The sequence below is a fragment of the Janthinobacterium sp. GW822-FHT07H11 genome, from assembly GCF_058798615.1.
This window is the reverse complement of record NZ_CM179507.1, coordinates 6276963-6298490: the sequence shown is the minus strand read 5'-3', so window position 1 is coordinate 6298490 and position 21528 is coordinate 6276963. Positions and strand designations below refer to the sequence as shown.

The 21528-nt window shown below is 62.3% G+C and carries 17 protein-coding genes; 8 read left to right on the top strand and 9 right to left on the bottom strand.

The genetic code is table 11. The features are described 5' to 3' along the window. Positions 1–47 precede the first annotated feature (47 nt). On the top strand, positions 48–557 hold the full coding sequence (locus AC3RCJ_RS27900; protein WP_492957452.1) for a DUF1993 domain-containing protein: 510 nt from the start codon (positions 48–50) through the stop codon (positions 555–557). Here the strand turns inward: AC3RCJ_RS27900 and AC3RCJ_RS27895 are convergent. Beyond that, positions 554–1111, bottom strand: coding sequence for a glycine zipper 2TM domain-containing protein (locus AC3RCJ_RS27895; protein WP_492957450.1), 558 nt, complete (start codon positions 1109–1111; stop codon positions 554–556). The two genes, AC3RCJ_RS27900 and AC3RCJ_RS27895, sit on opposite strands and share 4 nt — an antisense overlap. Before the next feature lie 161 nt (positions 1112–1272). Between AC3RCJ_RS27895 and AC3RCJ_RS27890 the strand changes: the two genes are divergently transcribed. The 6 genes from AC3RCJ_RS27890 to AC3RCJ_RS27865 all read left to right on the top strand — a co-directional run bounded on the left by AC3RCJ_RS27890 (position 1273) and on the right by AC3RCJ_RS27865 (position 10319). Further along, on the top strand, positions 1273–2385 hold the full coding sequence (locus AC3RCJ_RS27890) for an NADH:flavin oxidoreductase/NADH oxidase (RefSeq protein ID WP_492957448.1): 1113 nt from the start codon (positions 1273–1275) through the stop codon (positions 2383–2385). Between the two features lie 154 nt (positions 2386–2539). Beyond that, positions 2540–4150, top strand: coding sequence for an ABC-F family ATP-binding cassette domain-containing protein (locus AC3RCJ_RS27885; RefSeq protein ID WP_492957446.1), 1611 nt, complete (start codon positions 2540–2542; stop codon positions 4148–4150). Between the two features lie 227 nt (positions 4151–4377). Then, a complete protein-coding gene (locus AC3RCJ_RS27880; protein WP_492957444.1) occupies positions 4378–4836 on the top strand; it encodes a RidA family protein in 459 nt (152 codons plus the stop codon). A gap of 129 nt (positions 4837–4965) precedes the next feature. Beyond that, positions 4966–6396: an amino acid permease gene (locus AC3RCJ_RS27875; RefSeq protein ID WP_492957442.1), complete on the top strand. Its 1431-nt coding sequence runs from the start codon at positions 4966–4968 to the stop codon at positions 6394–6396. A gap of 433 nt (positions 6397–6829) precedes the next feature. Next, complete coding sequence (locus AC3RCJ_RS27870; protein ID WP_492957440.1) at positions 6830–8302, top strand: amino acid permease; 1473 nt, start codon at positions 6830–6832, stop codon at positions 8300–8302. A 67-nt stretch (positions 8303–8369) separates the two neighbouring features. Continuing rightward, positions 8370–10319, top strand: a complete 1950-nt coding sequence (locus AC3RCJ_RS27865; protein WP_492957438.1) for a S9 family peptidase — start codon at positions 8370–8372, stop codon at positions 10317–10319. A 10-nt stretch (positions 10320–10329) separates the two neighbouring features. Here the strand turns inward: AC3RCJ_RS27865 and AC3RCJ_RS27860 are convergent, their stop codons facing one another. Both AC3RCJ_RS27860 and AC3RCJ_RS27855 read right to left on the bottom strand, forming a co-directional pair. Further along, entirely contained in the window at positions 10330–12480 is a 2151-nt protein-coding gene (locus AC3RCJ_RS27860; protein ID WP_492957436.1) for an FUSC family protein, read from the bottom strand. A gap of 89 nt (positions 12481–12569) precedes the next feature. Continuing rightward, positions 12570–14258 carry a M14 family zinc carboxypeptidase gene (locus AC3RCJ_RS27855; protein ID WP_492957435.1) on the bottom strand — a complete coding sequence of 563 codons (1689 nt, stop codon included), beginning with the start codon at positions 14256–14258 and terminating at the stop codon, positions 12570–12572. A gap of 149 nt (positions 14259–14407) precedes the next feature. Here AC3RCJ_RS27855 and AC3RCJ_RS27850 point away from each other — a divergent pair, with 149 nt between their 5' ends. Then, the gene (locus tag AC3RCJ_RS27850) at positions 14408–14986 is read left to right on the top strand and encodes a hypothetical protein (RefSeq protein ID WP_492957433.1); all 579 of its coding nucleotides are present in this window, start codon (positions 14408–14410) and stop codon (positions 14984–14986) included. An 81-nt stretch (positions 14987–15067) separates the two neighbouring features. Here the strand turns inward: AC3RCJ_RS27850 and AC3RCJ_RS27845 are convergent, their stop codons facing one another. The 6 genes from AC3RCJ_RS27845 to purB all read right to left on the bottom strand — a co-directional run bounded on the left by AC3RCJ_RS27845 (position 15068) and on the right by purB (position 21273). Continuing rightward, positions 15068–17221, bottom strand: coding sequence for a S46 family peptidase (locus AC3RCJ_RS27845; RefSeq protein ID WP_492957431.1), 2154 nt, complete (start codon positions 17219–17221; stop codon positions 15068–15070). Between the two features lie 305 nt (positions 17222–17526). After that, positions 17527–17796, bottom strand: coding sequence for a GlsB/YeaQ/YmgE family stress response membrane protein (locus AC3RCJ_RS27840; RefSeq protein WP_183681476.1), 270 nt, complete (start codon positions 17794–17796; stop codon positions 17527–17529). 175 nt (positions 17797–17971) lie between these two features. Next, positions 17972–18547, bottom strand: a complete 576-nt coding sequence (locus AC3RCJ_RS27835) for a YceI family protein (protein WP_492957429.1) — start codon at positions 18545–18547, stop codon at positions 17972–17974. Between the two features lie 38 nt (positions 18548–18585). After that, positions 18586–19140 (bottom strand): YceI family protein, encoded by a 555-nt coding sequence (locus tag AC3RCJ_RS27830; protein WP_492957427.1) that lies wholly within the window; start codon positions 19138–19140, stop codon positions 18586–18588. A 44-nt stretch (positions 19141–19184) separates the two neighbouring features. Beyond that, a complete protein-coding gene (locus AC3RCJ_RS27825) occupies positions 19185–19709 on the bottom strand; it encodes a cytochrome b (RefSeq protein ID WP_070311507.1) in 525 nt (174 codons plus the stop codon). Positions 19710–19893: 184 nt separating this feature from the next. Further along, positions 19894–21273 (bottom strand): adenylosuccinate lyase, encoded by a 1380-nt coding sequence (gene purB / locus AC3RCJ_RS27820; RefSeq protein WP_492957425.1) that lies wholly within the window; start codon positions 21271–21273, stop codon positions 19894–19896. Between the last annotated feature and the right edge of the window lie 255 nt (positions 21274–21528).

The window sequence follows — 21528 nt, the reverse complement described above, 5'->3', positions numbered from 1 at the left end:
CGGCGCCTCGGGTACACTGGCTCATCGTTCACTATCAGGAGTTCGCCATGTCCGTGTCCATGTATCAGGCTACCATTCCCGTCTTCATCCGCGGCTTGCGCGTCGTCTCGGCCTTGCTGGAAAAAGCGCAAGCGCACGTGGAGGAAGGCGGCATCGTGCCCGAGATTTTACTGGGCGCGCAGCTGGCGCCCGACATGCTGGATTTGACGGCGCAGGTGCAGCGCGTCAGCGACACGTCGAAAATGTCGGTCGAACGTCTGAGCGGCGTGCCAGCGCCGAAGTTCGAGGATAACGAAGCCTCGTTCGAGCAGTTACAGGAACGCATTGCCAACACCATCGCCTACATCGACAGTGTCAACGCGGGCCAGATGGCAGGCAGCGCGCAGAAGGAAGTCGTGCTGAACTGGACCGATGCAGGCACTAAATTCTCGGGCGATGATTACCTGCTCAGCTTTGCCTTGCCGAACTTCTATTTCCACGTTTCCATGGTCCACGCCATCCTGCGACACAATGGCGTGGCCGTGGGCAAGCTCGATTATCTGGGACCGTACGATTAACGTTGGGGTTGCTGAACCTGGTTCTGCACCGCATTGCCCAGCATGCCGCCGCCGATCACGCCGGCCACCGTCGCCAGCGCCTTGCCGCGGCCACCGCCCACCTGATTGCCGATCAAGCCGCCGATGACGGCGCCCGTGCCGATGCCCACGTAGTTCGGCTGCGCAGGCGCAGGCGCTGGAAGCGGCTGCGGCTGACGTGCCGGTTCGCGGTAGGACGTGTCGCGGTAGCCATCGTCATTGTAGGCGGGACGTGCCTGCGCCACTTGCGTATGGTGCACGACGCGCTTGTGCACGACGGGCGCCGGCGCAGGCGCCGCTTGCGCCACGACGGGAGCGGCCACCGGTGCGCCAACCGGCGCGGCCAGGGCGGCGGCGCCTGCCGGCGTCAGCGCCGCCATGTCGGCCGGCACTGCCGCCGTGGCAGGCACGTTCGCCCGCGAATTGGGCAGGATGCCAGCGATGGACGCCGCGCCCACCAGGCACAGGACCGTGACGGAAATGGCGGCACCGGCCATCAAGGGGTGGATGCGGCTGGCGGTGGTCGTCGTGTTCATGTGTTCTCCTGGAGTGGTATTGCGGGTGTTGTTGATGTGTCCAGATTAGCGGCCGCGCCTGCGCAAGGCTAGCCCTTGCGCTGTATCAAACGTAAGCAGGTGTAAGGCTCCGATCGCCAAAGCGCAGTAGAATCGGTGCTTCCCCTTTTCCGGAGTGCGCCATGAGCCAGTTATTCACGCCCTATGCCCTCGGGTGCCTGACGGTGGCCAACCGCATCGCGATTGCCCCCATGTGCCAGTATTCGGCCGACAATGGCAACGCCACCGACTGGCACATGATCCACCTGGGCCATTTGGCCCTGTCCGGCGCGGGCTTGCTGATGACGGAAGCGACGGCCGTCTCGCCCGAGGGGCGCATTTCGGCCGACGACCTGGGCCTGTGGTCCGATGCCAACCAGGCGGCGCTGGCCAAGGTGGTGCAGGCGATCCGTCGCCACTCGCCGATTCCGCTGGTGGTACAGCTGGGCCACGCGGGACGCAAGGCGTCGAGCCGCGCACCCTGGCAGGGCGGCGCCTGCGTGCACCTGGCCGACGGCGGCTGGCAAACGGTGGCGCCGTCGGCCATCGCCCACGCACCGGGCGAAACGGTGCCGCTCGCGCTCGACGAGATGGGTTTGTTGCAGGTCAAGGGCGCCTTTGTCGCCGCCGCCCTGCGCGTGCATGCGCTCGGTATCGAGGGCATCGAACTGCATGCGGCGCACGGTTACTTGCTGCACCAGTTCCTGTCGCCCCTGTCGAATCACCGCACGGATGTGTATGGCGGCAGCCTGGAAAACCGCATGCGTTTCCCCCTGGAAGTGGTGGAGGCCGTGCGCGCCGCCGTGCCCGCCAGCATGGCCGTGGGCGTGCGCATTTCCGCCACCGACTGGGTCGAGGGCGGCTGGGACATCGAACAAAGCGTGCGCTTCGCGCAGGCGCTCAAGCAGCTGGGCGCCGATTTCATCCACGTTTCCAGTGGCGGCATTTCGCCGCAGCAGCAAATTCCCGTGGGACCCGGCTACCAGGTGGCGTTTGCCGAACGCATCAAGCGCGACAGCGGCTTGCCCACCATCAGCGTCGGCTTGATCACGGAAGCGCAGCAGGCGGAAGACATCGTCGCGCACGGCCAGTCCGACATGGTGGCGCTGGCGCGCGCCATCCTGTTCGATCCGCGCTGGCCGTGGCATGCGGCGGCGCAGCTGGGCGCGCAAGTGTCGGCGCCACCACAGTACTGGCGCTCGCAGCCGCGCGAATTGAAGACCCTGTTCGGCGACACGACCCTGGGCCAGCGCTGAACGGGCCGCGTCTGCTACACTGACGCTGCTTTCCCATTTCTCCAGGACAATTCGACATGCGCCATTGATACTGCCGTGCTGTGCACGGCCTCGCCCTTCCCGCCAGCGCCTCATTGCGCCGCGCGGGTTCGCCAGCCTTGCTCAAGGAGTATCCATGCCCGCATTACTGCAACTCGACCGTCTGTCCCACGCCCTGCCCGATGGCCGGGTGCTATTTTCTGATTTGCAATTTACGTTTGCCCCGCAGCGTATCGGCCTCGTCGGCGATAACGGCGTGGGCAAGAGTGTTTTCGCGCGCCTGCTGGCGGGCCGGGCGCAACCGTCTTCTGGCGCCGTGCGCTGCGACGGCCGCGTGCATTACGTCGAGCAAGACCTCGACCCGCAGCACTATCCCACCGTGGCGGCGCTGGCCGGCATGGATGCCTTGCTGGCGGCGCTCGCGCGCATTGCCGCCGGTTCCGTCGACGCCGACGATTATGCACTGGTGGGCGAACGCTGGGATGCGCCAGCCCGGCTGCGCCAGGCCCTCGACGAGATCGGGCTGCCGCAGGTCGATGCCGGCACGCCGACGGCCAGCCTGAGCGGTGGCGAGCGCCAGCGCATCGCCCTGCAGGGTGCCTGGCTGTCGCAGGCGGACTGGCTGGTGCTCGATGAACCGAGCAACCATCTTGACGCCCATCAACGCGCCCGCCTGGTGGCGCAGATGGCGCGCTGGCCCGGCGGCTTGCTGCTGATCAGCCATGACCGCGGCTTGCTCGAGCACGTGGACGCAATCGTCGAACTGTCGCCGCAGGGCTTGCGCAGCTATGGCGGCAATTACGCCTTGTACGCGCAGCAGCGCGCGCTCGAGCAAGCCGGTTTTGCTGCGGCCCTGCAGGCGGAAAAGGCGGGCGCCAGGCGTGAACAGCGCGAGGCGCAACTGCAGGCGGAGCGCCAGCAGCGTCGTGTCGGACGCGGCGAGAGGGAAGGGCGCGAAGGCAATCAGAGCAAGCTGCTGCTCGATGCGAAAAAGGAGAAGAGCCAGGATAGCCAGGGCAAGCTGCGCCTGCGCGCGCAAGAGGCGCAGCAAGCGCGCCAGCAAAGGGTGCTGGAGGCCAGCGCCCGCTGCGCGCCCGAGAGCGAGCGCTTGCTGCTGGCGCCGGACAGTGCCGTGCCGAATGGCAAGCTGATCCTGGAACTGCGCGGGCTGGTCTTGCCCTATGGCCAGGCGCAGCCGCTGGACTTGGTCATGGGCGGTCCGCGCCGCCTGGCCGTGACGGGCGATAATGGCAGCGGCAAGTCGACCCTGCTGCGCGTGATCGCCGGGCAACTTGCACCGGCCGGCGGCGAGGTCCGCTGCCATGCCCGCGTGGCCTGGCTGGACCAGCATGCGGGCGCGTACGAAGGCGCGTTGAGCGCCGTGCAGCGTGTGCAAAAACGCAACAGTACGCTGGCGGAAGGGGCCTTGCGCACGCGGCTGGCGCTGCTGGGCATCGCCGGCGCGCGCGCCACCATGCCCAGCCACCTGCTCAGCGGCGGCGAGCGCATGAAGGTGGCGCTGGCCGCGGAACTGTATGCGCAGGCGCCGCCGCAACTGCTGCTGCTCGACGAACCCGACAATCACCTGGACCTGGCCAGCCTGCAGGCGCTGGAGCAGATGCTGCTGCAATACCACGGTGCCTTACTTGTGGTATCGCATGACCGGGCTTTCCTGGATGGCTTGAACCTTGACCCAGAGGACTTGACTTTGCATAAAAGACAATCAAGTGAAAAGAGAAACGACTGATGCCTGTAGAGCATGCTTCATGAATCGATGCTGAATTTTGTTTGATTGTCGGTATAATCCACTGAATAACCGGGCCTATTTGTGAACTAAAACTGCTCGTTCACCAATATGATGACGTTTAATCTGGCACTGTTGTCGGTCACTACCGCGCTGCCAGGGCGTCATCCTCCGTGCCCTGCCGTGCATGAATTTTGGTTTCGCTTATATTGTTTTCTTGGAGAAATAGCATGTCGTTTTACGAAAAACTCAAAGCCCTCAACATTGAACTGCCAGTCGTTGCCGCGCCAGCTGCCGCCTACGTGATGCATGCCCGCACGGGCAACACCGTCTTCCTGTCCGGCCACCTGGCCAAGAAGGATGGCAAGGTCTGGGTTGGCCAGCTGGGCAAGGACGTCACCACGGAAGAAGGCAAGATCGCGGCGCGCGGCATCGCCATCGAACTGATCGCCACCCTGCAGGACGCGTGCGGCGGCGACTTGAGCAAAGTCAAGCGCATCGTCAAGGTCATGAGCCTGGTCAATTCCACTTCCGACTTCACGGAGCAGCACCTGGTCACCAACGGCGCCTCGGAACTGTTCGTCGACGTCTTCGGCGACAGCGGCAAGCATGCGCGCTCCGCCTTTGGCGTGGCGCAGATCCCGCTGGGCGCTTGCGTCGAGATCGAATTGATCGCCGAACTGGCCTGACGCAGTAGCCTGAGCACATGAGCATGCCGGCGATAACCGCCGGCTCGCCTTTTCCTCCTTTCCAGCAAGAGCGGAACCGCCATTGGGGTGGAGGGATCGGTGTATTCAAGAAAAAAACGGAGACACGTAATGAAAACGAGTGAACAAGGCTTGCACCGCGGCCTGGGCGAGCGGCAAATCCGCCTGATGGCGCTGGGCGCCGCGATTGGCGTGGGCCTGTTTCTGGGTTCCGGCAACGCCATCAAGATGGCCGGTCCCGGCATCATGCTGTCGTACATCATCGGTGGCGCGGTCATCTTCATGATCATGCGCGCGCTGGGTGAAATGGCCGTGCACAACCCGGTTGCCGGTTCCTTCAGCCGCTATGCCCAGGATTACCTGGGCCCCCTGCAAGGCTATCTGACGGGCTGGAACTACTGGTTCCTGTGGCTGGTCACCTGCGTGGCGGAAATTACCGCCGTCGCCATCTACATGGGCATCTGGTTCCCCGACGTGCCGCGCTGGATCTGGGCCCTGGCGGCCTTGGGCTCCATGGGCGCGATCAACCTGCTGGCCGTGAAAGCCTACGGCGAGTTCGAGTTCTGGTTTGCCCTGATCAAGGTGGTGACCATCATCCTGATGATCGTCGGCGGCACGGGCATGATCATCTTCGGCCTCGGCAACGGCGGCGTGGCCGTCGGCATCTCGAACCTGTGGACGCATGGCGGTTTCTTCCCGAATGGCGCGCAGGGCGTGCTGATGTCGCTGCAGATGGTGATGTTTGCCTACCTGGGCGTGGAAATGATCGGCCTGACGGCCGGCGAAGCGGCGAACCCGAAGAAATCGATTCCCGACGCCATCAATTCCGTGTTCTGGCGCATTCTGATTTTCTATGTCGGCGCACTGTTCGTCATCCTGTCGATCTATCCATGGAATGAAATCGGCACCACCGGCAGCCCCTTCGTCATGACGTTCGAACGCCTGGGCATCAAGACGGCCGCCGGCATCATCAACTTCGTCGTGCTGACGGCGGCATTGTCTTCGTGCAATGGCGGCATCTTCAGCACGGGCCGCATGCTGTACAACCTGGCGCTGCAAGGCCAGGCGCCGAAGGCGTTTGCGGAAACGACGGCCAGCGGCGTGCCGCGCCGCGCCATCCTGGTCTCCGTCTTCGCGCTGCTGCTGGGCGTGCTGCTGAACTACCTGGTGCCGGAAAAAGTGTTTATCTGGGTCACCTCGATCTCCACCTTCGGCGCCGTCTGGACCTGGGGCGTGATCCTGGTCACGCAGATCCAGTTCCGCAAGACCTTGACGCCGCTGGAAATCAAGAACCTGGCCTTCCGCATGCCGTTCGCGCCATACGGTTCCTGGATTTCGCTGGCCTTCCTGGCCCTGGTGATCGGCCTGATGGCGTATTTCCCCGATACGCGCATCGCCCTGATGGTGGGACCGGCCTGGCTGATCCTGCTGACGGTGCTGTACTACGTGCTGGGCCTGGCGCCGAAGGACAAGCGCGACGACGTGCCGCAAGGCTACGAAGCGGGCTGGCCAGCGGCCGATGCGCCACACGTCAAGAAGTAAGCCAGCGTAGTCAAGCTGAGCCCAAAGCGCGCCCCTGCTCCTGCAGTGGCGCGCTTTTTCTTTCATATTGGCAATTCCATGCTTCGCTAGCGCCAGCGCGCGTTTGGCGGCGCACGCCTGGCGTTGTTTCCTTGCATCAAAGTTCTGTTTAGCTGAGCCGGTGAAAGCCCTATAATCGCTTAGTTTTGAAAATGGACGCGATCTTTCCGGTTTTTTGCCAGGTAGGGCCGGAGCGCCGTTTTTATTTGTGTTTACCCGTCATGTATCCAAGGATACTTAACAAAACCGTAGCGAGCGGATGTGCGTTGTGGCTGAGAAGCGCGGCTGTGCGGATGCACGGGGACGCCGAGCCAGCGAGCATCGCAGGCCGCGAATCGCGACGCGCAGTAGGTTTTGGCAAGTGTTCAAGTGCATGCCTCATAAAGGAAGTCTAGTGAGCCAAACCCTGGTCCAGAAACTCTGCCGCACCAAGCCGATCGATACCACGGTCGAATATGGTGAAGGCCTCAGCAGCAGCGGCTTGAGCCGGTCCATCGGCCTGTTTTCCCTCACCATGATCGGCGTCGGCGCCACCATCGGCACGGGCATCTTCTTTACCATGGTCGAAGCCGTGCCCAAGGCCGGTCCTTCCGTCATCCTGTCTTTCCTGATCGCCGCCATCACGGCCGGCCTGACGGCCCTGTGCTATGCGGAACTGTCGTTCCGCATCCCCGCTTCCGGCTCCTCGTATTCGTTTGCCTATGCCACCGTGGGCGAGTTTCTTGCCTTTATCATGGCCGCCTGCCTGCTGCTCGAGTACGGCTTGGCGGGCAGTGCCGTGGCCATCGGCTGGTCGTCCTACCTGAACAATTTCCTGGAAAATGCCTTCGGCTGGCATATCCCCGAGATGCTGCGCACGCCGATGATCGTTTCCGGCCCGCATGGCATGGAGTTTCATGCCGGTCACATCAACCTGCCGCCCATCTTTTTGATCTGCATGTGCGGCTTCTTGCTGCTGCGCGGCGCCAAGGAATCGGCGCTGATGAACGCGATCATGGTCATCATCAAGCTGGCGATCCTCGTGTTTTTCATCGTCATCGCGTTTTCCGGTTTTAACGCCGACAATTTCTTCCCCTTCTTCAATAGCGACAATAGCAAGGGCTTTGCCGGTACGACGGGCGTCACGGCGGCCGCCGGTACTGTCTTCTTCTCGTTCATCGGCCTCGATACGGTGGCCACGGCGGGCGACGAGGTGAAAAATCCCACGCGCAACGTGCCGCGCGGCATCCTTGGCGCCTTGCTCATCGTCACCGTGTTTTATTTGCTGGTGGCCGTGGCCGCCCTGGGTGCGCAACAGGCGAAACTGTTCGAAGGCCAGGAAGCGGGCCTGGCGGTAATCCTGCAAAACGTCACGGGCAAGACCTGGCCCGCATTGGTGCTGTCGGCCGGCGCCGTCATTTCCGTCTTCAGCGTGACCCTGGTGACGATCTATGGCCAGACGCGCATCCTGTTCGCCGTCAGCCGCGACGGCTTGATACCGAAGGCGTTCCAGAAGATCCACCCGCGCACCCTGGTGCCAGTCAGCAATACCATCATGGTCTGCCTGGTGGTGGCCGTGGTGGCCGGTTCCGTCGATGCGACTTACTTGTGGGACATGGTCAGCATCGGCACCCTGACGGCCTTCATGGTGGTGTCGATCGCCGTACCCGTGCTGCGCCACAAGCAGGGCGCGAATCGCATCGAAGGCTTCAGCGTGCCATTCGGCCCCTATGTGATACCGGGCTTGAGCGTGTTTGCCTGCCTGTACATCATGCGCGACTTGCCGCATACGACGTTTGTCGTGTTCAGCGTGTGGATGGCGGTGACAGTGGCCATTTACTTCCTGTACAGCATGCGGCATTCACATTTGGGCAAGAAGGCCCGCTAATGCAGCCTGTTCCATCCAAAACCGCCGCGCTTGCCGGCGGTTTTTTTTATTCTTAACCGGAATTTACATGATGAAAATAACTGATCTGGCCGCTTGCGGCTTGCTGGCAAGCAGTCTTCTTGGTATCGCGGCGCAGGCCGCTCCTACCGCCGAGCCGGCATTGCGCGACTATCGCGCCGTCGCCCTGTCGGCCAATGGCCAGCGCGTCGCCGCCATCGAATCGAGCAAGGCGGGCGAGCAGCCGCAGCGTCCGCATGCGGCCATCGTCGTGCGCGACGCCGCCAACGGCACCATCGTGCAGCAATTCGACCCGTGCGCCGTGTGTTCCTACGACAAGCCCAGCTGGTCGCCCGATGGCAGGCAACTGGCCTTTGTCGGCTACGACGCCAAGGCGGGCACGGCGCATCTGTACCTGGCCACGATGACACAGGCGCAGACGCGCGTGTTGACCAGTATCAAGGGCGTGGCCAGCACGGCGCGCTGGTCGCCCGACGGCACGCAGCTGGCCTTGCTCGCCACAGTGGGCGCGCGCAAGCTGGCCGGCGCCGTGGAAGCGGGCGTGCGCCAGGTGGGCGAAGTGGGCAGCGAAGACGATGCCCAGCGCATCGGCGTCGTGCCTGCCAGCGGCGGCGAGCTGCGTTTGCTGTCACCAGGCGACACCTATGTATATGAATATAACTGGACCCCGGATGGACGCGGCTTCGTCGCCACCAGCGCGCAGGGCAATGGCGACAGTAACTGGTGGGTGGCCAAGCTCAGCCATATCGATGCCGCCACGGGCGTCCTGCGCGTGGTGGCCGCCCCTGCCATGCAGCTGAGCCTGCCTTCGGTCTCGTCGGACGGCAAGACGGTGGCCTTCATCGGTGGCCTGATGAGCGACTTCGGCGTCACAGGCGGCGATCTCTACACGGTGCCGCTGGCGGGCGGCACGCCGCGCAATCTCACACCAGACTATCGTGGCACCTTCAATGGCGTCGTCTGGCGCGGCGCCGGCTTGCTGGCAACGGCCTTGATCGATTCGCAGCTGGCGCTCGTGCCTGTCGATGCGCAAACGGGTCCGGCCCAGCCCGTGCTGCTCGGAGAACTGAGCAGCGGCGGCAGCGATGGCCGTCTGTCGTTCAGCGCCGACGGCCGGCGCGCCGCCGCAGCACAGCAGGACTTTACGCATGCGGCCCACTTGGTGGCCGGCCCCGTGGGCCAGTTGAAGAAGATTACGCATGACAATGATCACTTCACACCTCAGCTGAGCGTGCAAAACGTGGGCTGGACCAATGAGCAATACCAGGTGCAGGGCTGGTTGCTGGGGCCGATGAAGGTCGAGGCGGGCAAGCAGTATCCGATGATCGTCAACGTGCATGGCGGTCCCGCAGCAGTGGCCTCGCCGCACTACGTGGAAGCCGGCGGACAGATCCAGGAATTCACGGACAAAGGCTATTTCATCTTCCTGCCCAACCCGCGCGGCAGCTTTGGCCAGGGCCAGGCATTTACGCGCGCCAATATGGCCGATTTTGGCGGCGGCGACTGGCGCGACATCCTGGCCGGCATCGATGCCGTCCTGAAGGTGGCGCCCGTCGATGGTCAGCGCCTGGGCCTGATCGGCCATTCGTATGGCGGCTTCATGACCATGTGGGGCGTCACGCACAGCGACCGCTTCAAGGCGGCCGTGGCCGGCGCGGGCGTGTCGAACTGGATCAGTTATTATGGCCAGAACGGCATCAACCAGTGGATGATCCCCTTCTTTGGCGCGTCCGCGTATGACAAGCCCGAGGTGTACCGCCGTGCCTCGCCCATCGAATCGATCAAGGCAGCGAAGACGCCCACCCTGATCTACGTGGGCGAGCGCGACGTGGAAACGCCGGCCGCCCAGTCGCTGGAATTCTGGCACGGCTTGCGCGCCATGGGCGTGCCGTCCAGCCTGTTCATCTATGACGGCGAAGGCCATTCCTTCCGCAAGCCCGAGCACCAGCGCGACTTGCGCCAGCGCACCCTGGCATGGTTTGAGCGTTATCTGAAATAAGCTGGCAGCCTTAGCGCGGCGCCACAATATACACGATCGCCGCGCTATGTATCACGATCTTGTCCGCATCTGCCTGTAACAAGCGGATGCGCCGCTTGACCAGCGGCCAGCCCGACCAGGCCACGTCGCTGACGGGCGGTGCGGCAGCGTTAGCCTGCGGCGCGCTGATGGCGGTCTTCTCGTCGAGCTGGTCCAATGCGCGCGACAGGGTCAGGCACACTTGCGTATGGCTGTGGCCAAGCAGGGCGTTGACGGGCGCGACGGGCAGCTGGCTGGCGTGGCGTCCCAGGATCGAGCGCAGCGCCGCCACGTGGGCGACCAGCAGGTAATTTTGCACGATGAACAGGTTGATGTCTTCCACGGCCCGCTGCTTGCTGGCCGGTTCGTCGAGCATGCGCACCAGTGCCGAGCTGAGCGCGGCCAGGCTGTCCATCAAGCGCTTGCGCTCGATGCGGTAGGCAAAATCGTCGAAACATTTTCCTTGCAGCAGCGCGAAGCTGGCCTGCATATAGCTGAGGTTTACATTCAGCACCTGGCGCACCAGCCGTGGCAGGCTCTGGTATTCCCAGTTGGCCAGCACGAAGCTGAACACGGTGGCCACCGCCGCGCCGATCAGGGTATCGATCAGGCGCTCGCTGACCAGGTTCGGGTTGCTGGGCGCCACCAGGTGCATTTGCAGCAAGATCATCAGGCTGACGGCGATGGCCGTGTAGCGGTAGCGCAAGTAAATGAAAGTGGGCGTGGCGACGATGGACAGGAATAAAATGCCCATCAGCACGATATTGCTGTGCACGAAGCGAATCACGATGGCCGTGATCACGCAGCCGATGATGGTGCCGATGATGCGGTCGGCGCGGCGCTGGCGCGTCATGCTGAACGTGGGGCGCAGGATGATGACGATGGTCAAGACGATCCAGTAGCTGTGGGCCGCGTACGGCAGCCAGTGGCCGATCAGCAATCCGACCGAGATGGCCATCGATACGCGCAGCGCGAAGCGGAACACGGGCGAATCGAGGCGCAGATTCGCCAGCAGGGTCTTCAGTTCGTATTTCTGCTGCGACAGGAAGGGCGCCATGTCCGCGCCGCTCCAGAACGGCACGTCGGCATAGACCTTTTGCGTCGCCAGGTGCAGCTCGGCGATCATTTTCAAAATGGCACGGATCTTGTTGCGCTGCGCGCGCAGGGTGGCCAGCGCTTCCTGCGCATTGTCGCCTTGTGCGTGCAGGCGGGCGATTTCCGCTTCGATGGCGGCCCATTCCTTGTCATAGCTGATCTGCGCATACGAGGCACGCTTGCGCGTGACGGCATAGGCGACGGATTCGATGTCGCGCGCCGCCTTGTAGGCCAGGTCGTGCAGGGATTGCAAGACGTCGGAGTCGGCCAGGTGCTGGCGCAGCAGTGCGTAATCCGTGTGCGTGGAAAGGATCAGCTCATACAGATCCAGCATGCATACATGCACTTGCACGACGATGGCATCCTTGCTGTTCTTGTGGCTGCGCAGAATCAGGTCGCGCGACGCTTGCTGGCGGTCGGCGAGGATGCTTTGATGACGCACCAGCTTGTTGAACTGCTCCGTCAAATTAAACCGCGTGTCGTAGAAATCGGCCTTGATGTCGATGTAGGCCGCCAGTTCGAACAGGGCTTCGGCCAGCACTTGCTGTTTGATGCGGTGGCGCAAGACCCAGGCGATGGCCATGGCATAGGCCAGATAGATCAAGCCGCCCAGCATGAACAGGCCGGCGTGGTGGAACGATTGCTGCCATGTCATCTGGTGTTCCATCGACATGGTCATGATGAACAGGGCGGCCAGCTGCAAGGGCATGGATTTCTTGCCGTACACCACCATCATGCTGGCGAGGAAACTGACGAGGACGAGCACCGTCATCAGCAGCCACTGCACGGGGCCGCACAGGCTGATCAACAAGGTGACGGCGCTGCACAGCAGCACCGAGGCCAGCATCTCATTGAACTTGTGGCGCAGCGGGCTGGGCATGTCCATCAGGGTCGTGCACAGGGCGCCGATGCACACCGTCATGGCGGTGGCGCTGTCGCTGATTTCCTGGGTCAGCAAGGCCAGGCCCACCAGGCCGATAGCCACGCGCAAGCCCAGGTAAAAATAATGGCTGTAGATAAAGGTGCGCAGGTTCAGTGCGTAGTGCATGGGATTACCTTGTGGGCAGGGCACAGAAAGAGGCGCCGCACCGGGATCTCCGATGCGGCGCCAGGATGTTGCTTCGCTACAGCCTTGATTTACATCAGGGCGATGACGGGATAGCGCCGCCATTCGGGCTCGGCAAAGCGCTGGCAGTGTTCAAAAATGAAGTCGAGCACGGCTTCCTGGTTGCTCAGCAGGGCCGGGTTCGCTGCTTTCCAGTCGGCAAATTTGGCCGCCAGCGCCGGTTCCTCGCGCAGCAGTTCGGACGCCATGTCTTCGAAGACGTAATTGGAAAACGCTTCCTTCTTCTCCAGCACGCTGTTGAAGAAGCCCCAGCGGAAGAAGCTGTCGTGCGCCTCGGGTTCCAGTGTTTCCACGGCATAGCGCGCCTTGTCCTGCTCCAGGTTGATCACATAATCGCCCGCCTGCAGGGTGAACTGGCCCGTGCGCGCTTCCACTTCCACCGTGTCGTGGAACATGTGGCCTTCGTAGGCCGTGGCCCGCGTGCCGACGTCGGCGATGTGGTAGTAGCGCGCCGTTACCGTCTGTTCGGCGGTGATGCGGGTCATTTCAACGCCATTCCAGCGCAAGCGCTCAATGACTTCGCGCCAGGCTTGCGGTACCACATAGGCTTTCGGCGCGGTGACGGTGACGTCCGCATCGAAGCGGTTGTAATACTTGATATCGCGTTCCCACGGCTGCGAGCGGTCGTAGGACAGGCGCTGGTAGTCGCCCAGGATGCTAGCCGTGTATTGCGCCGCGTAGCCCTTGAAGGGGAAGGTCGACGGTTGCTCTTCGTTCATGGCCCAGTGGATCGGCCACTCGGCTTGGGTGCGGCCGGCCGCCTTGGCTTGCGCGCGCAGTTGCTTGATCTGTTCGCCGTGTTCCACCGTGAACGCCATGCAGATGTCGAGCAGGGCGCGCATGGACGCGTAGCGGTCGGCAAACGGTTTCAGCATGTGTGTTTCCGGCATGAAACCGATGACGTGATGCAGGGCCGCAAAACCCGTCGAGAAACGCGGTACTTCGAGGAATTCGGCGATGCCGTGGTCCGGGCTGTCCTTGACGGGATTGACGTAGGGGCAGGTGGGCCAGCCGGCCTCTTCCATCTGCGCAAAGATGTGCGGCAGCATGGTGTCTTGCAAGAAGGGGCCGAGGCCATTGCCCAGCTTATCCGTCTGCGTGTGGATCAGGGTCATCGTGTACGGGTAGTCGGCGCCGTTCGACGTGTGCGTGTCGACCATCACGTCCGGGTCCCAGCTGGCCAGCAGGCGGTTGAACACTTGCGCGTTCAGGCTGTCGCACTTGATGAAATCGCGGTTCAGGTCCAGGTGGCGGCTGTTGCCACGGAAGCCGAATTGCTCCGGGCCATCCTGGTTCACGCGCGAGGTGTTGGCGCGGTTCAGGCTGCCATCGACGTTGTAGATCGGAATGAACAGCAGCACGGTGCTGCCCAGCGCCGCCAGGCGCTCCGGCTGCGTGCAGAGGTCGCGCACGATGGCCATGCAGGCGTCGATGCCTTCCGGTTCGCCCGGGTGGATGCCGTTGTTGTTGAAGAACACGGTGCGTCCCGCGCGCTTGATTTGCTCGCGGTCGAACACGCCGTCCGCGCTGACGACGCCAGCGTGGATGGGCATGCCCGAGTCGGACAGGCCGATCTGTTCGAAGTGCAGCACCTGCGGGTAGCGTGCGGCGAGATCTTGATAGAAGGTGATGCATTCCAGCCAGGTCGTGGTCTGGTTGTGGTTACCGAGTTCGTAGGTCGTGCGCAAGTCTGGTGGCATAGCGGTCTGAGTCTGGGAGGGGGAAGGCGCGCTGGGTAAGTACGCCCGCTAGGGGCCAATTGTAGCACCGGCGTTGGCGCCTTGAGGCGCGGCAGATGGGCCGGGTCGAACTTGTGTTATGAATAGGTTTCACGCGCAAGGGAGGCGGCATGGGCAAGGCAGCGATGGCAGCGATGGCGGCGCTGGTGTGCTGGGCCTGCGTGGCGGCACAGGCGGCGCCGCTGCGCTTGCCGGCGGGCAAGGAATCCGTGGCGCAGGGCGGCAGCGTCACGGCCGCCGCGCAGGGCGCGCTGATACGCTACCGGGGCTGGCTGCTGGCCGTCGATGGGGCGGCGTCGGACGAGCGGCCTGACGTCTTGCTGCGTTCGGCGGAGGCGGGCCAGGCGCCGCAGCTGCAGATCGGTTCCACGCAGCGCGCCTTGCCCCTGTGGTCGGCCTTCGAGCTCGTCAAGGGCAACGCGCGCCTGCGCATCACGGCGCTGCCGGGGCCGGACGAGGTTGCTGCCCTGCTGCTCGACTTTGGCGACGGCGATTACCGCATCGTGATTCCCGCCACCGGCATCGCCCGGCCAGCGTATCGGCTGCTGGCGCAGCGCTTTCCCGGCGCCGACCTGGCCTTGCTGCTGCAGGATGGCCGGAGGGTGATGCTGCCGTTGGGAAAGGGCCGCGCACAGGTATTTGGCGAGGAGCAGGCCGTGCCTTACCGTTTTGCAAAAGTAAAACGTTAGGCGAAAAAAAACCACTCCCGCAGGAGTGGCTCAGGGAACAACCGCCCGTTGCCGGGCTTATTAGTTGTTGTTATCCGCGAATTACTCGGCGCCCATTTCCTTCAGCAGGTTGTCGGCGTGATCGACATGCTTCATGTTCCACAGCATGTAGCGCAGGTCGACCTGGATCGAACGGGTGTTGGCCTTGTTGTAGTCCCAGTCGGAAATGATCGAGTCCAAGGTGCCGTCGAAGGCCAGGCCGATGAATTCGCCTTTCGAATTCAGGGCTGCCGAACCGGAGTTGCCGCCGGTGATGTCCAGGGTCGCCAGGTAGTCGACCGGCACGGTTTTCAGCTTCGGATCGACAAATTTGCCGAAGTCCTTGGCCTTGATCGCGGCCAGTTGCTTCGCAGGGGCATTGAACTCGCCTTCGCCCGTGGCTTTGGCCACGACGCCATTGACGGTGGTAAAGGCGGTCCAGGTGGTGCCATCGGCGCCATGGTCACGGCCGGCAACGCGGCCGAACGTCACGCGCAGGGTGCTGTTGGCGTCAGGATAGACGGCTAGTCCTTTGCTCTTCATGTAGGCGATCTTGGCCTTCATGTAGTTGGCATAGCTTTGCTGGATCTTGCCTGCCAGTTCTTCGTCTTCCGCTTCGTTTTTCAGCGAATCCGGGTACAGGGCAACGGCAGCCTGGATGAAGCTGTCCTTGCTGGCCTGGAATTCGGCTGGCGTGCGTTTCAGCCATGCTGCGCGCTCGGCCTTGTCGGCCAGCTTGCTGCCGGCATACAGTTTGTCCAGGGCGGCGGACAGGTCGGCTGGCGACATGCCGTCCTTGATGCCGATAGCGGCGTCGAAGCTGGCGCGGCGTTGTGCTGCCGGTTGCGCGGCGTACTTGGTCAGGCTGTTCAGTACCAGCGCCTTGTCGACTTTTTCATCGTAGGTGCGCTCGACCGAGGTGATGCCCGCTTCCAGGCGTGGCAAGTCGCGCGTCTGGTAGCCGGACTTGCGTTCCGTATCGGCCTTGGTGCTTTCGTTGGACAGGCGGTACAGGCTGCGTGCCGTGCTCAGCAGGCGCGGCTGTGCGTAGCCGAGGAAGAAATCGCGCTTGGTGTCGGCATCGCGCTCGGCGATCAGCTTTTCCACTTGCTCGATGTCGCCGGCAAATTCCGCCTTGCGGGCGGCATTCGCGTTGACCCAGGTTTTCAGCGCTTCGTGTTCGGCTGTCTTGCGCGCCAGGAAGTCGCTGCCCGCGTAGGAATCGAGCATGCCCTGGCGGTTCTTGTAGTAGTTGTTCACGCCAGCGACCTGACCCGCGTATTTCAGGGCCACATCCTTGTTGTCCTTGGTTTCGCGCGCGATGATGGCCAGGGTTTCGCCCGACGCTTTCACGAAGGCCGGGTAGTTCCAGTCAAACGTGAACGCCACTTCCGATGGCAGGCGGTGACGGTTGGTGCGGCCCGGGTAGCCCAGCGCCATCACGAAATCGCCTTCCTTCAGGCCATCCTTGGCCAGTTTCAGCACGTGTTTTGGCTGGTATGGCACGTTGTCCTTGCTGAAGTCGGCAGCTTTGCCGTCGCGGCTGACATAGGCGCGGTAGAAACCGTAGTCGCCCGTGTGGCGCGGCCACATCCAGTTGTCGGTGTCGCCGCCGAACTTGCCCACGCCGGCCGGAGGCGCGTGCACCAGGCGCACGTCGCGGATTTCCAGTTGCTTGATCAGGTAGAACTCCAGGCCGCCGTAGTAGGCCGACACGGTGCAGCGGAAACCCGCTTCTTTTTCGCATTCGGCGACCAGTTTCTTCTGGTTTTTCTCGATCGCGTCGATGCGCGCCTTGCCTTGCAGCTTGGCCACGTCGGCGGTGATGATCTTGTCGCTGACATTGGTCACGGCCGAGGTGACGAAGATGCGGCTGCCCGGGGCGGCCGGCAGTTCTTCGGCAAAGGTCTTGGCCAGGAAACCGTTGGCCAGCAAATCGCGCTCCTTGGTCGAATTGACCGCCACGCTGTTGTAGACGCAATGGTGGTTGGTGGCAACCAGGCCTTGCGGCGACACGAACGATGCCGAGCAACCGCCCAGGCTGACGATGGCGCCCATCGGGAACTCGGTCAGCTTGGTCAGGGTGGCAGGATCGAGTTTCAGTCCGGCCGCTTTCAGTTCCTTGGCTACTTGTGGCAGCTGTTGGGGCATCCACATGCCTTCGTCGGCGTGTGCGAAGTTGCTCAGGATGGCGAGCGCGATTAGAGATTTTTTCATTCGAGTTCGGGTCTTTTACATGTAGGGAAGTCGGAATCAGCGTGTTACCCGGTGATTTTTTCAGCGGGCGACATAGAGTATCCGTATCGAACTCGCACTAGTCAATGATATTTTCCGCAGCGCATGTTTGAAATGCATGGCATAAATGGCATGATTTTCATGTCGTCACGGGCAAGAACCGGCCGCCAGCGCGCATTCTGCCGTGGCAGCTACTGTGGTATTGTCCAGACAATTATTTTTTAAATAATAAAAAACCGGGCGCAGATGCGGCCCGGCCGGCATGCGTTTCACGCTGCCTGGAACGCCTAGCGTAGCTTTCCGCGGCGTAAAAGATTGACAATGCCCAGCAGGATCACGGCACCCAGGAACGAGACCAGCAGCGAAGACAGGCTGAAATTGTCACTATTGATGGTGCCCGTGCCGAACAGGGGGGCCAGCAGCCAGCCGCCGAGGAAGGCGCCGACGATGCCGACGACGATATTGAGGAAGATGCCTTGCTGCGCATCGGTTTTCATGACCATGCTGGCCAGCCAGCCGATGACACCGCCAATAACGATCCAGATAATGAAATTCATGTGGTCCTCCGCGCGATGAATGAGTGGTTGTGCCATGTCAGAAAAACATCATGGCAAATCGATACTGATGCCGCACGATAGAAAAGTCCAGCGAAAAGTCGACATGGCGCGCATCATGCAAAAGCCCGCCTGGCTGCGGGCAGCGAGGCGGGCTTGTCATGCGGCAAGGTCGAGTTTAGTCGGCCTTGATCGCTTCGACCTGGATGGCCAGCTTGACTTCCGGCGAGAACGCCGGCATGCCATAGTTCAGGCCAAAGTCGCTGCGCTTGAATTCCGCGCTGGCGTCGGCGCCGCACACTTCACGCTTGTAGCGCGGGTGCATGATGCACTTGAATTTGCTCACGTTCAGCTTGACGGGCTTGGTCACGCCCAGCAGGGTCAGTTCGCCATCGACTTCCACCAGCTGATCGCCGTTGAACTTGAACGATGTGCTCTTGTAGGTGATGTGCGGGAATTTTTCCACATTGAACATGTCCGCTTTTTTCGCGTGCGTGTTCATGGCATCGAGGCCGAAATCGATCGAATCGGCATCGATGACCAGGTCCAGGGTGCCGCTCTTGGCGGCACGGTCCAGGGTGACCGTGCCCTTGGTCTTGTTGAACTTGCCGCGCCAGACGGACATGCCCATGTGATCGGCTTCGAAGCTGGGGAAGGTATGCGTCGGGTCGAGGTTGTAGGTGTCGGTGGCGGCCATGGCCGAACCTGCGCCGGCGGCTGCCAGCACGGCGATCATCAAGTGCTTCAATTTCATTGAATTCCTAACTAAGTTGAACAACAGATTTTTGGGCGTTACTGAGCAGAAACATGAAACTTAATGGTGACCTCGTCGGCAACCATGCTCGTGTCTTTCCACTCGCCTTCGCCGATGTTGTAGGTCAGGCGCTTGATCGGCAGGGCGCCGTCAAACGCGTATTTGCCGCCGTCGGCCTTCACCGCCAGGGGGAAGGTCACGTCGGTGGTCTTGCCTTTGATGCTCAGCTTGCCGCTGACCGTCAGCTTGCCCGCGCCGGCGGCCTTGATGCTGCTCGAGACAAAAGTCGCTTTCGGGAATTGTGCCGAGTTGAACCATTCTTTCTTGGCCACTTCCTTGTTGTATTCCGGATCGCCGATATCGATGCTGGCCGTCTCGATCTCCACCGACGCCTTCGAGGCATCGGGCGCGGCCGGGTTGTAATCGATGGCGATATTGAATTTCTTGAATTTCGCCTCCACAGGCACGTTCATCTGCTTGAACACGGCCGACACGCTGGTCTTGGCGGGATCGACTTTCAGCAGGGTGGCGGCGGTGGCGGCCACGGATAGGCCCAGCAGGGAAGCGAGGACGAGGCGTTGGGTGGTTTTCATCTTGTTTTTTTCCTGTAGTTTCAGTGAGCAAGGGGACGTCGATGTCAGGGCAGCATGCGCTTGAGGACGCCATCACGGTCGATGAACTGGTGCTTCAGCGCCGCCAGCACATGGGCGGCCACGGCGGCGGCCATCGTCATGTTCAGAACATAATGAATTTCTTTTAAGAGCGGCTTAAGTTCCGGGTTCGGCGCCATGATCACGGGCAGCTGGAATAATCCAAGGTACACCACCGGCACGCCGGCGGCCAGGGTGTACAGGTAGCCGGAGATGGGCACGGCGAAGATCAGGATGTACAGCAGCACGTGCATGGCGTCGGCCGCCTTCTTTTGCCAGGCAACCATGCTGGCCGGGTGCGGCGGCGGCACGTTGGCCTTGCGCCACAGCAAACGGATGGCGGCGATGGCCAGCACGGTCACGCCCAGCCATTTATGCCAGGAAAAATATTTGAGCTTGGTGGGCGTCAGGCCGGGAATATCCGTCATGACCAGGCCCATGACGAAGGCGCTGATGATCAGCAGGGCGGTCAGCCAGTGCAGGATGATGGCGGTGGTGGTGTAGCGTTGCATCGGCGGCTTTCTTGAATGTAGTACGTATTAGGACTAATTCGGCCTAATATACCAAAGAAAAGCAAATTGCGCTGCGTGCTGGAGATTCTACAAGAAAGATTACGGGAAAAACCGCGGGGCGGGCAGCATTTGTATGCTGGCCGCCCCGCGGGAGTGGATCTGCCTGATCCGGGTAGCGATTCGCTTAGATGGCCTTGGCCAGCTGCGCCGCGATACCGATGTAGTTAGCCGGCGTCATGGTCAGCAGCACGTCCTTGGCATCTTGCGGGATGGCCAGGCCATTGACGAAGGTTTGCAGCGCTTCCTTCGAAATGCCCTTGCCGCGCGTCAACTCCTTGAGCTGCTCGTACGGGTTTTCGATGCCGTAGCGGCGCATCACGGTTTGCACGGGCTCGGCCAGTACTTCCCAGGTGGCGTCCAGGTCTTGCGCCAGGCGCGCGTGGTTCACTTCCAGCTTGTTCAGGCCGCGCAGGCAGCTGTCATACGCCAGCAGCGTGTAACCGAGGCCCACGCCGATGTTGCGCAGCACGGTCGAATCGGTCAAATCGCGCTGCATGCGCGAGACGGGCAGTTTTTCCGACAGGTGTTTCAGGACGGCATTGGCCAGGCCCAGGTTGCCTTCCGAATTTTCGAAGTCGATCGGATTGACCTTGTGCGGCATGGTCGACGAACCGATTTCGCCCGCTTTCAGCTTTTGCTTGAAGTAGCCGAGCGAGACATACGTCCAGATGTCGCGGTTCAGGTCCAGCAGGATCGTGTTGGCGCGCGCGAAGGCGTCGAACAGTTCGGCCATGTAGTCGTGCGGCTCGATCTGAATGGTGTACGGGTTGAACACCAGGCCCAGGCGCTGTTCGATGACGGCCTGGGAGAAGGCCGGCCAGTCGAAGCCGGGATAGGCCGACAGGTGGGCGTTGTAGTTGCCGACGGCGCCATTCATCTTGCCGAGGATTTCCACTTGTTCGATGCGTTTCACGGCGCGCTGCAGGCGGGCCACGACGTTGGCGAATTCCTTGCCCAGGGTGGTCGGGCTGGCCGTCTGGCCGTGCGTGCGCGACAGCATCGGCACGTCGGCATTGTCATGCGCGATCTGTGTCAGCTTGGCCACCAGGCCGTTCAATGCCGGCAGCATCACGCCGTCGCGCGCGGCCTTGAGCATCATGCCGTGCGAGGTGTTGTTGATGTCTTCCGAGGTGCAGGCGAAATGGATGAATTCCGATGCCGCCACCAGTTCCGGCACGTCAGCGACCTGTTCCTTCAGCCAGTATTCGACGGCCTTGACGTCGTGGTTGGTGACCGCTTCGATGGCCTTGATGCGGGCCGCGTCGGCTTCCGAGAAGTCGGCTGCCATCTTGTCGAGCAGGGCGGTCGCTGCTGCCGAGAAAGGCTTGATTTCGGCAAAACCGGCTTGCGACAGCGCTTGCAGCCAGGAGATTTCCACTTTCACGCGGTGGTGCATGAAACCGGCTTCGGACAGGATCGGGCGCAGCAGATCGGTCTTGCTGGCGTAGCGGCCATCGAGCGGAGACAGGGCCGACAGCGTGGAATACGGAGTAGTAGAAGTCATGAGAGCGGACGCAAGTTAAAGAAACGGTTGGCGTGTGGCGCGCGGGGAGGGCAGGGCTTTTGCAATACAGCAACACTGACGGCGCCACAGTAAAGGGCGATTTTACCACCGCTGGCGGCCTGCCAGCCGTCCATCGGGCGCCGGCGCACCGCAATCCGGCCGAATCCGGCCCCGATGCGGCATGCCTGCCACACTGGGGGGACGGCTCGGTGCGCGCAGCCAAACGCCGCTGCCGCCGATGCTATACTGCTTGCT

Excerpts from the sequence above, each read along its gene's own strand:
- AC3RCJ_RS27875 (WP_492957442.1), top strand. The coding sequence starts at position 4,966 with ATGAAAACGAGTGAACAAGGCTTGCACCGCGGCCTGGGCGAGCGGCAA.
- AC3RCJ_RS27835 (WP_492957429.1), bottom strand. The coding sequence starts at position 18,547 with ATGAAATTGAAGCACTTGATGATCGCCGTGCTGGCAGCCGCCGGCGCA.
- AC3RCJ_RS27840 (WP_183681476.1), bottom strand. The coding sequence starts at position 17,796 with ATGAATTTCATTATCTGGATCGTTATTGGCGGTGTCATCGGCTGGCTG.
- AC3RCJ_RS27900 (WP_492957452.1), top strand. The coding sequence starts at position 48 with ATGTCCGTGTCCATGTATCAGGCTACCATTCCCGTCTTCATCCGCGGC.
- AC3RCJ_RS27855 (WP_492957435.1), bottom strand. The coding sequence starts at position 14,258 with ATGCCACCAGACTTGCGCACGACCTACGAACTCGGTAACCACAACCAG.
- AC3RCJ_RS27850 (WP_492957433.1), top strand. The coding sequence starts at position 14,408 with ATGGGCAAGGCAGCGATGGCAGCGATGGCGGCGCTGGTGTGCTGGGCC.
- AC3RCJ_RS27845 (WP_492957431.1), bottom strand. The coding sequence starts at position 17,221 with ATGAAAAAATCTCTAATCGCGCTCGCCATCCTGAGCAACTTCGCACAC.
- AC3RCJ_RS27830 (WP_492957427.1), bottom strand. The coding sequence starts at position 19,140 with ATGAAAACCACCCAACGCCTCGTCCTCGCTTCCCTGCTGGGCCTATCC.
- purB (WP_492957425.1), bottom strand. The coding sequence starts at position 21,273 with ATGACTTCTACTACTCCGTATTCCACGCTGTCGGCCCTGTCTCCGCTC.
- AC3RCJ_RS27885 (WP_492957446.1), top strand. The coding sequence starts at position 2,540 with ATGCCCGCATTACTGCAACTCGACCGTCTGTCCCACGCCCTGCCCGAT.
- AC3RCJ_RS27860 (WP_492957436.1), bottom strand. The coding sequence starts at position 12,480 with ATGCACTACGCACTGAACCTGCGCACCTTTATCTACAGCCATTATTTT.
- AC3RCJ_RS27890 (WP_492957448.1), top strand. The coding sequence starts at position 1,273 with ATGAGCCAGTTATTCACGCCCTATGCCCTCGGGTGCCTGACGGTGGCC.
- AC3RCJ_RS27895 (WP_492957450.1), bottom strand. The coding sequence starts at position 1,111 with ATGAACACGACGACCACCGCCAGCCGCATCCACCCCTTGATGGCCGGT.
- AC3RCJ_RS27880 (WP_492957444.1), top strand. The coding sequence starts at position 4,378 with ATGTCGTTTTACGAAAAACTCAAAGCCCTCAACATTGAACTGCCAGTC.
- AC3RCJ_RS27825 (WP_070311507.1), bottom strand. The coding sequence starts at position 19,709 with ATGCAACGCTACACCACCACCGCCATCATCCTGCACTGGCTGACCGCC.
- AC3RCJ_RS27865 (WP_492957438.1), top strand. The coding sequence starts at position 8,370 with ATGATGAAAATAACTGATCTGGCCGCTTGCGGCTTGCTGGCAAGCAGT.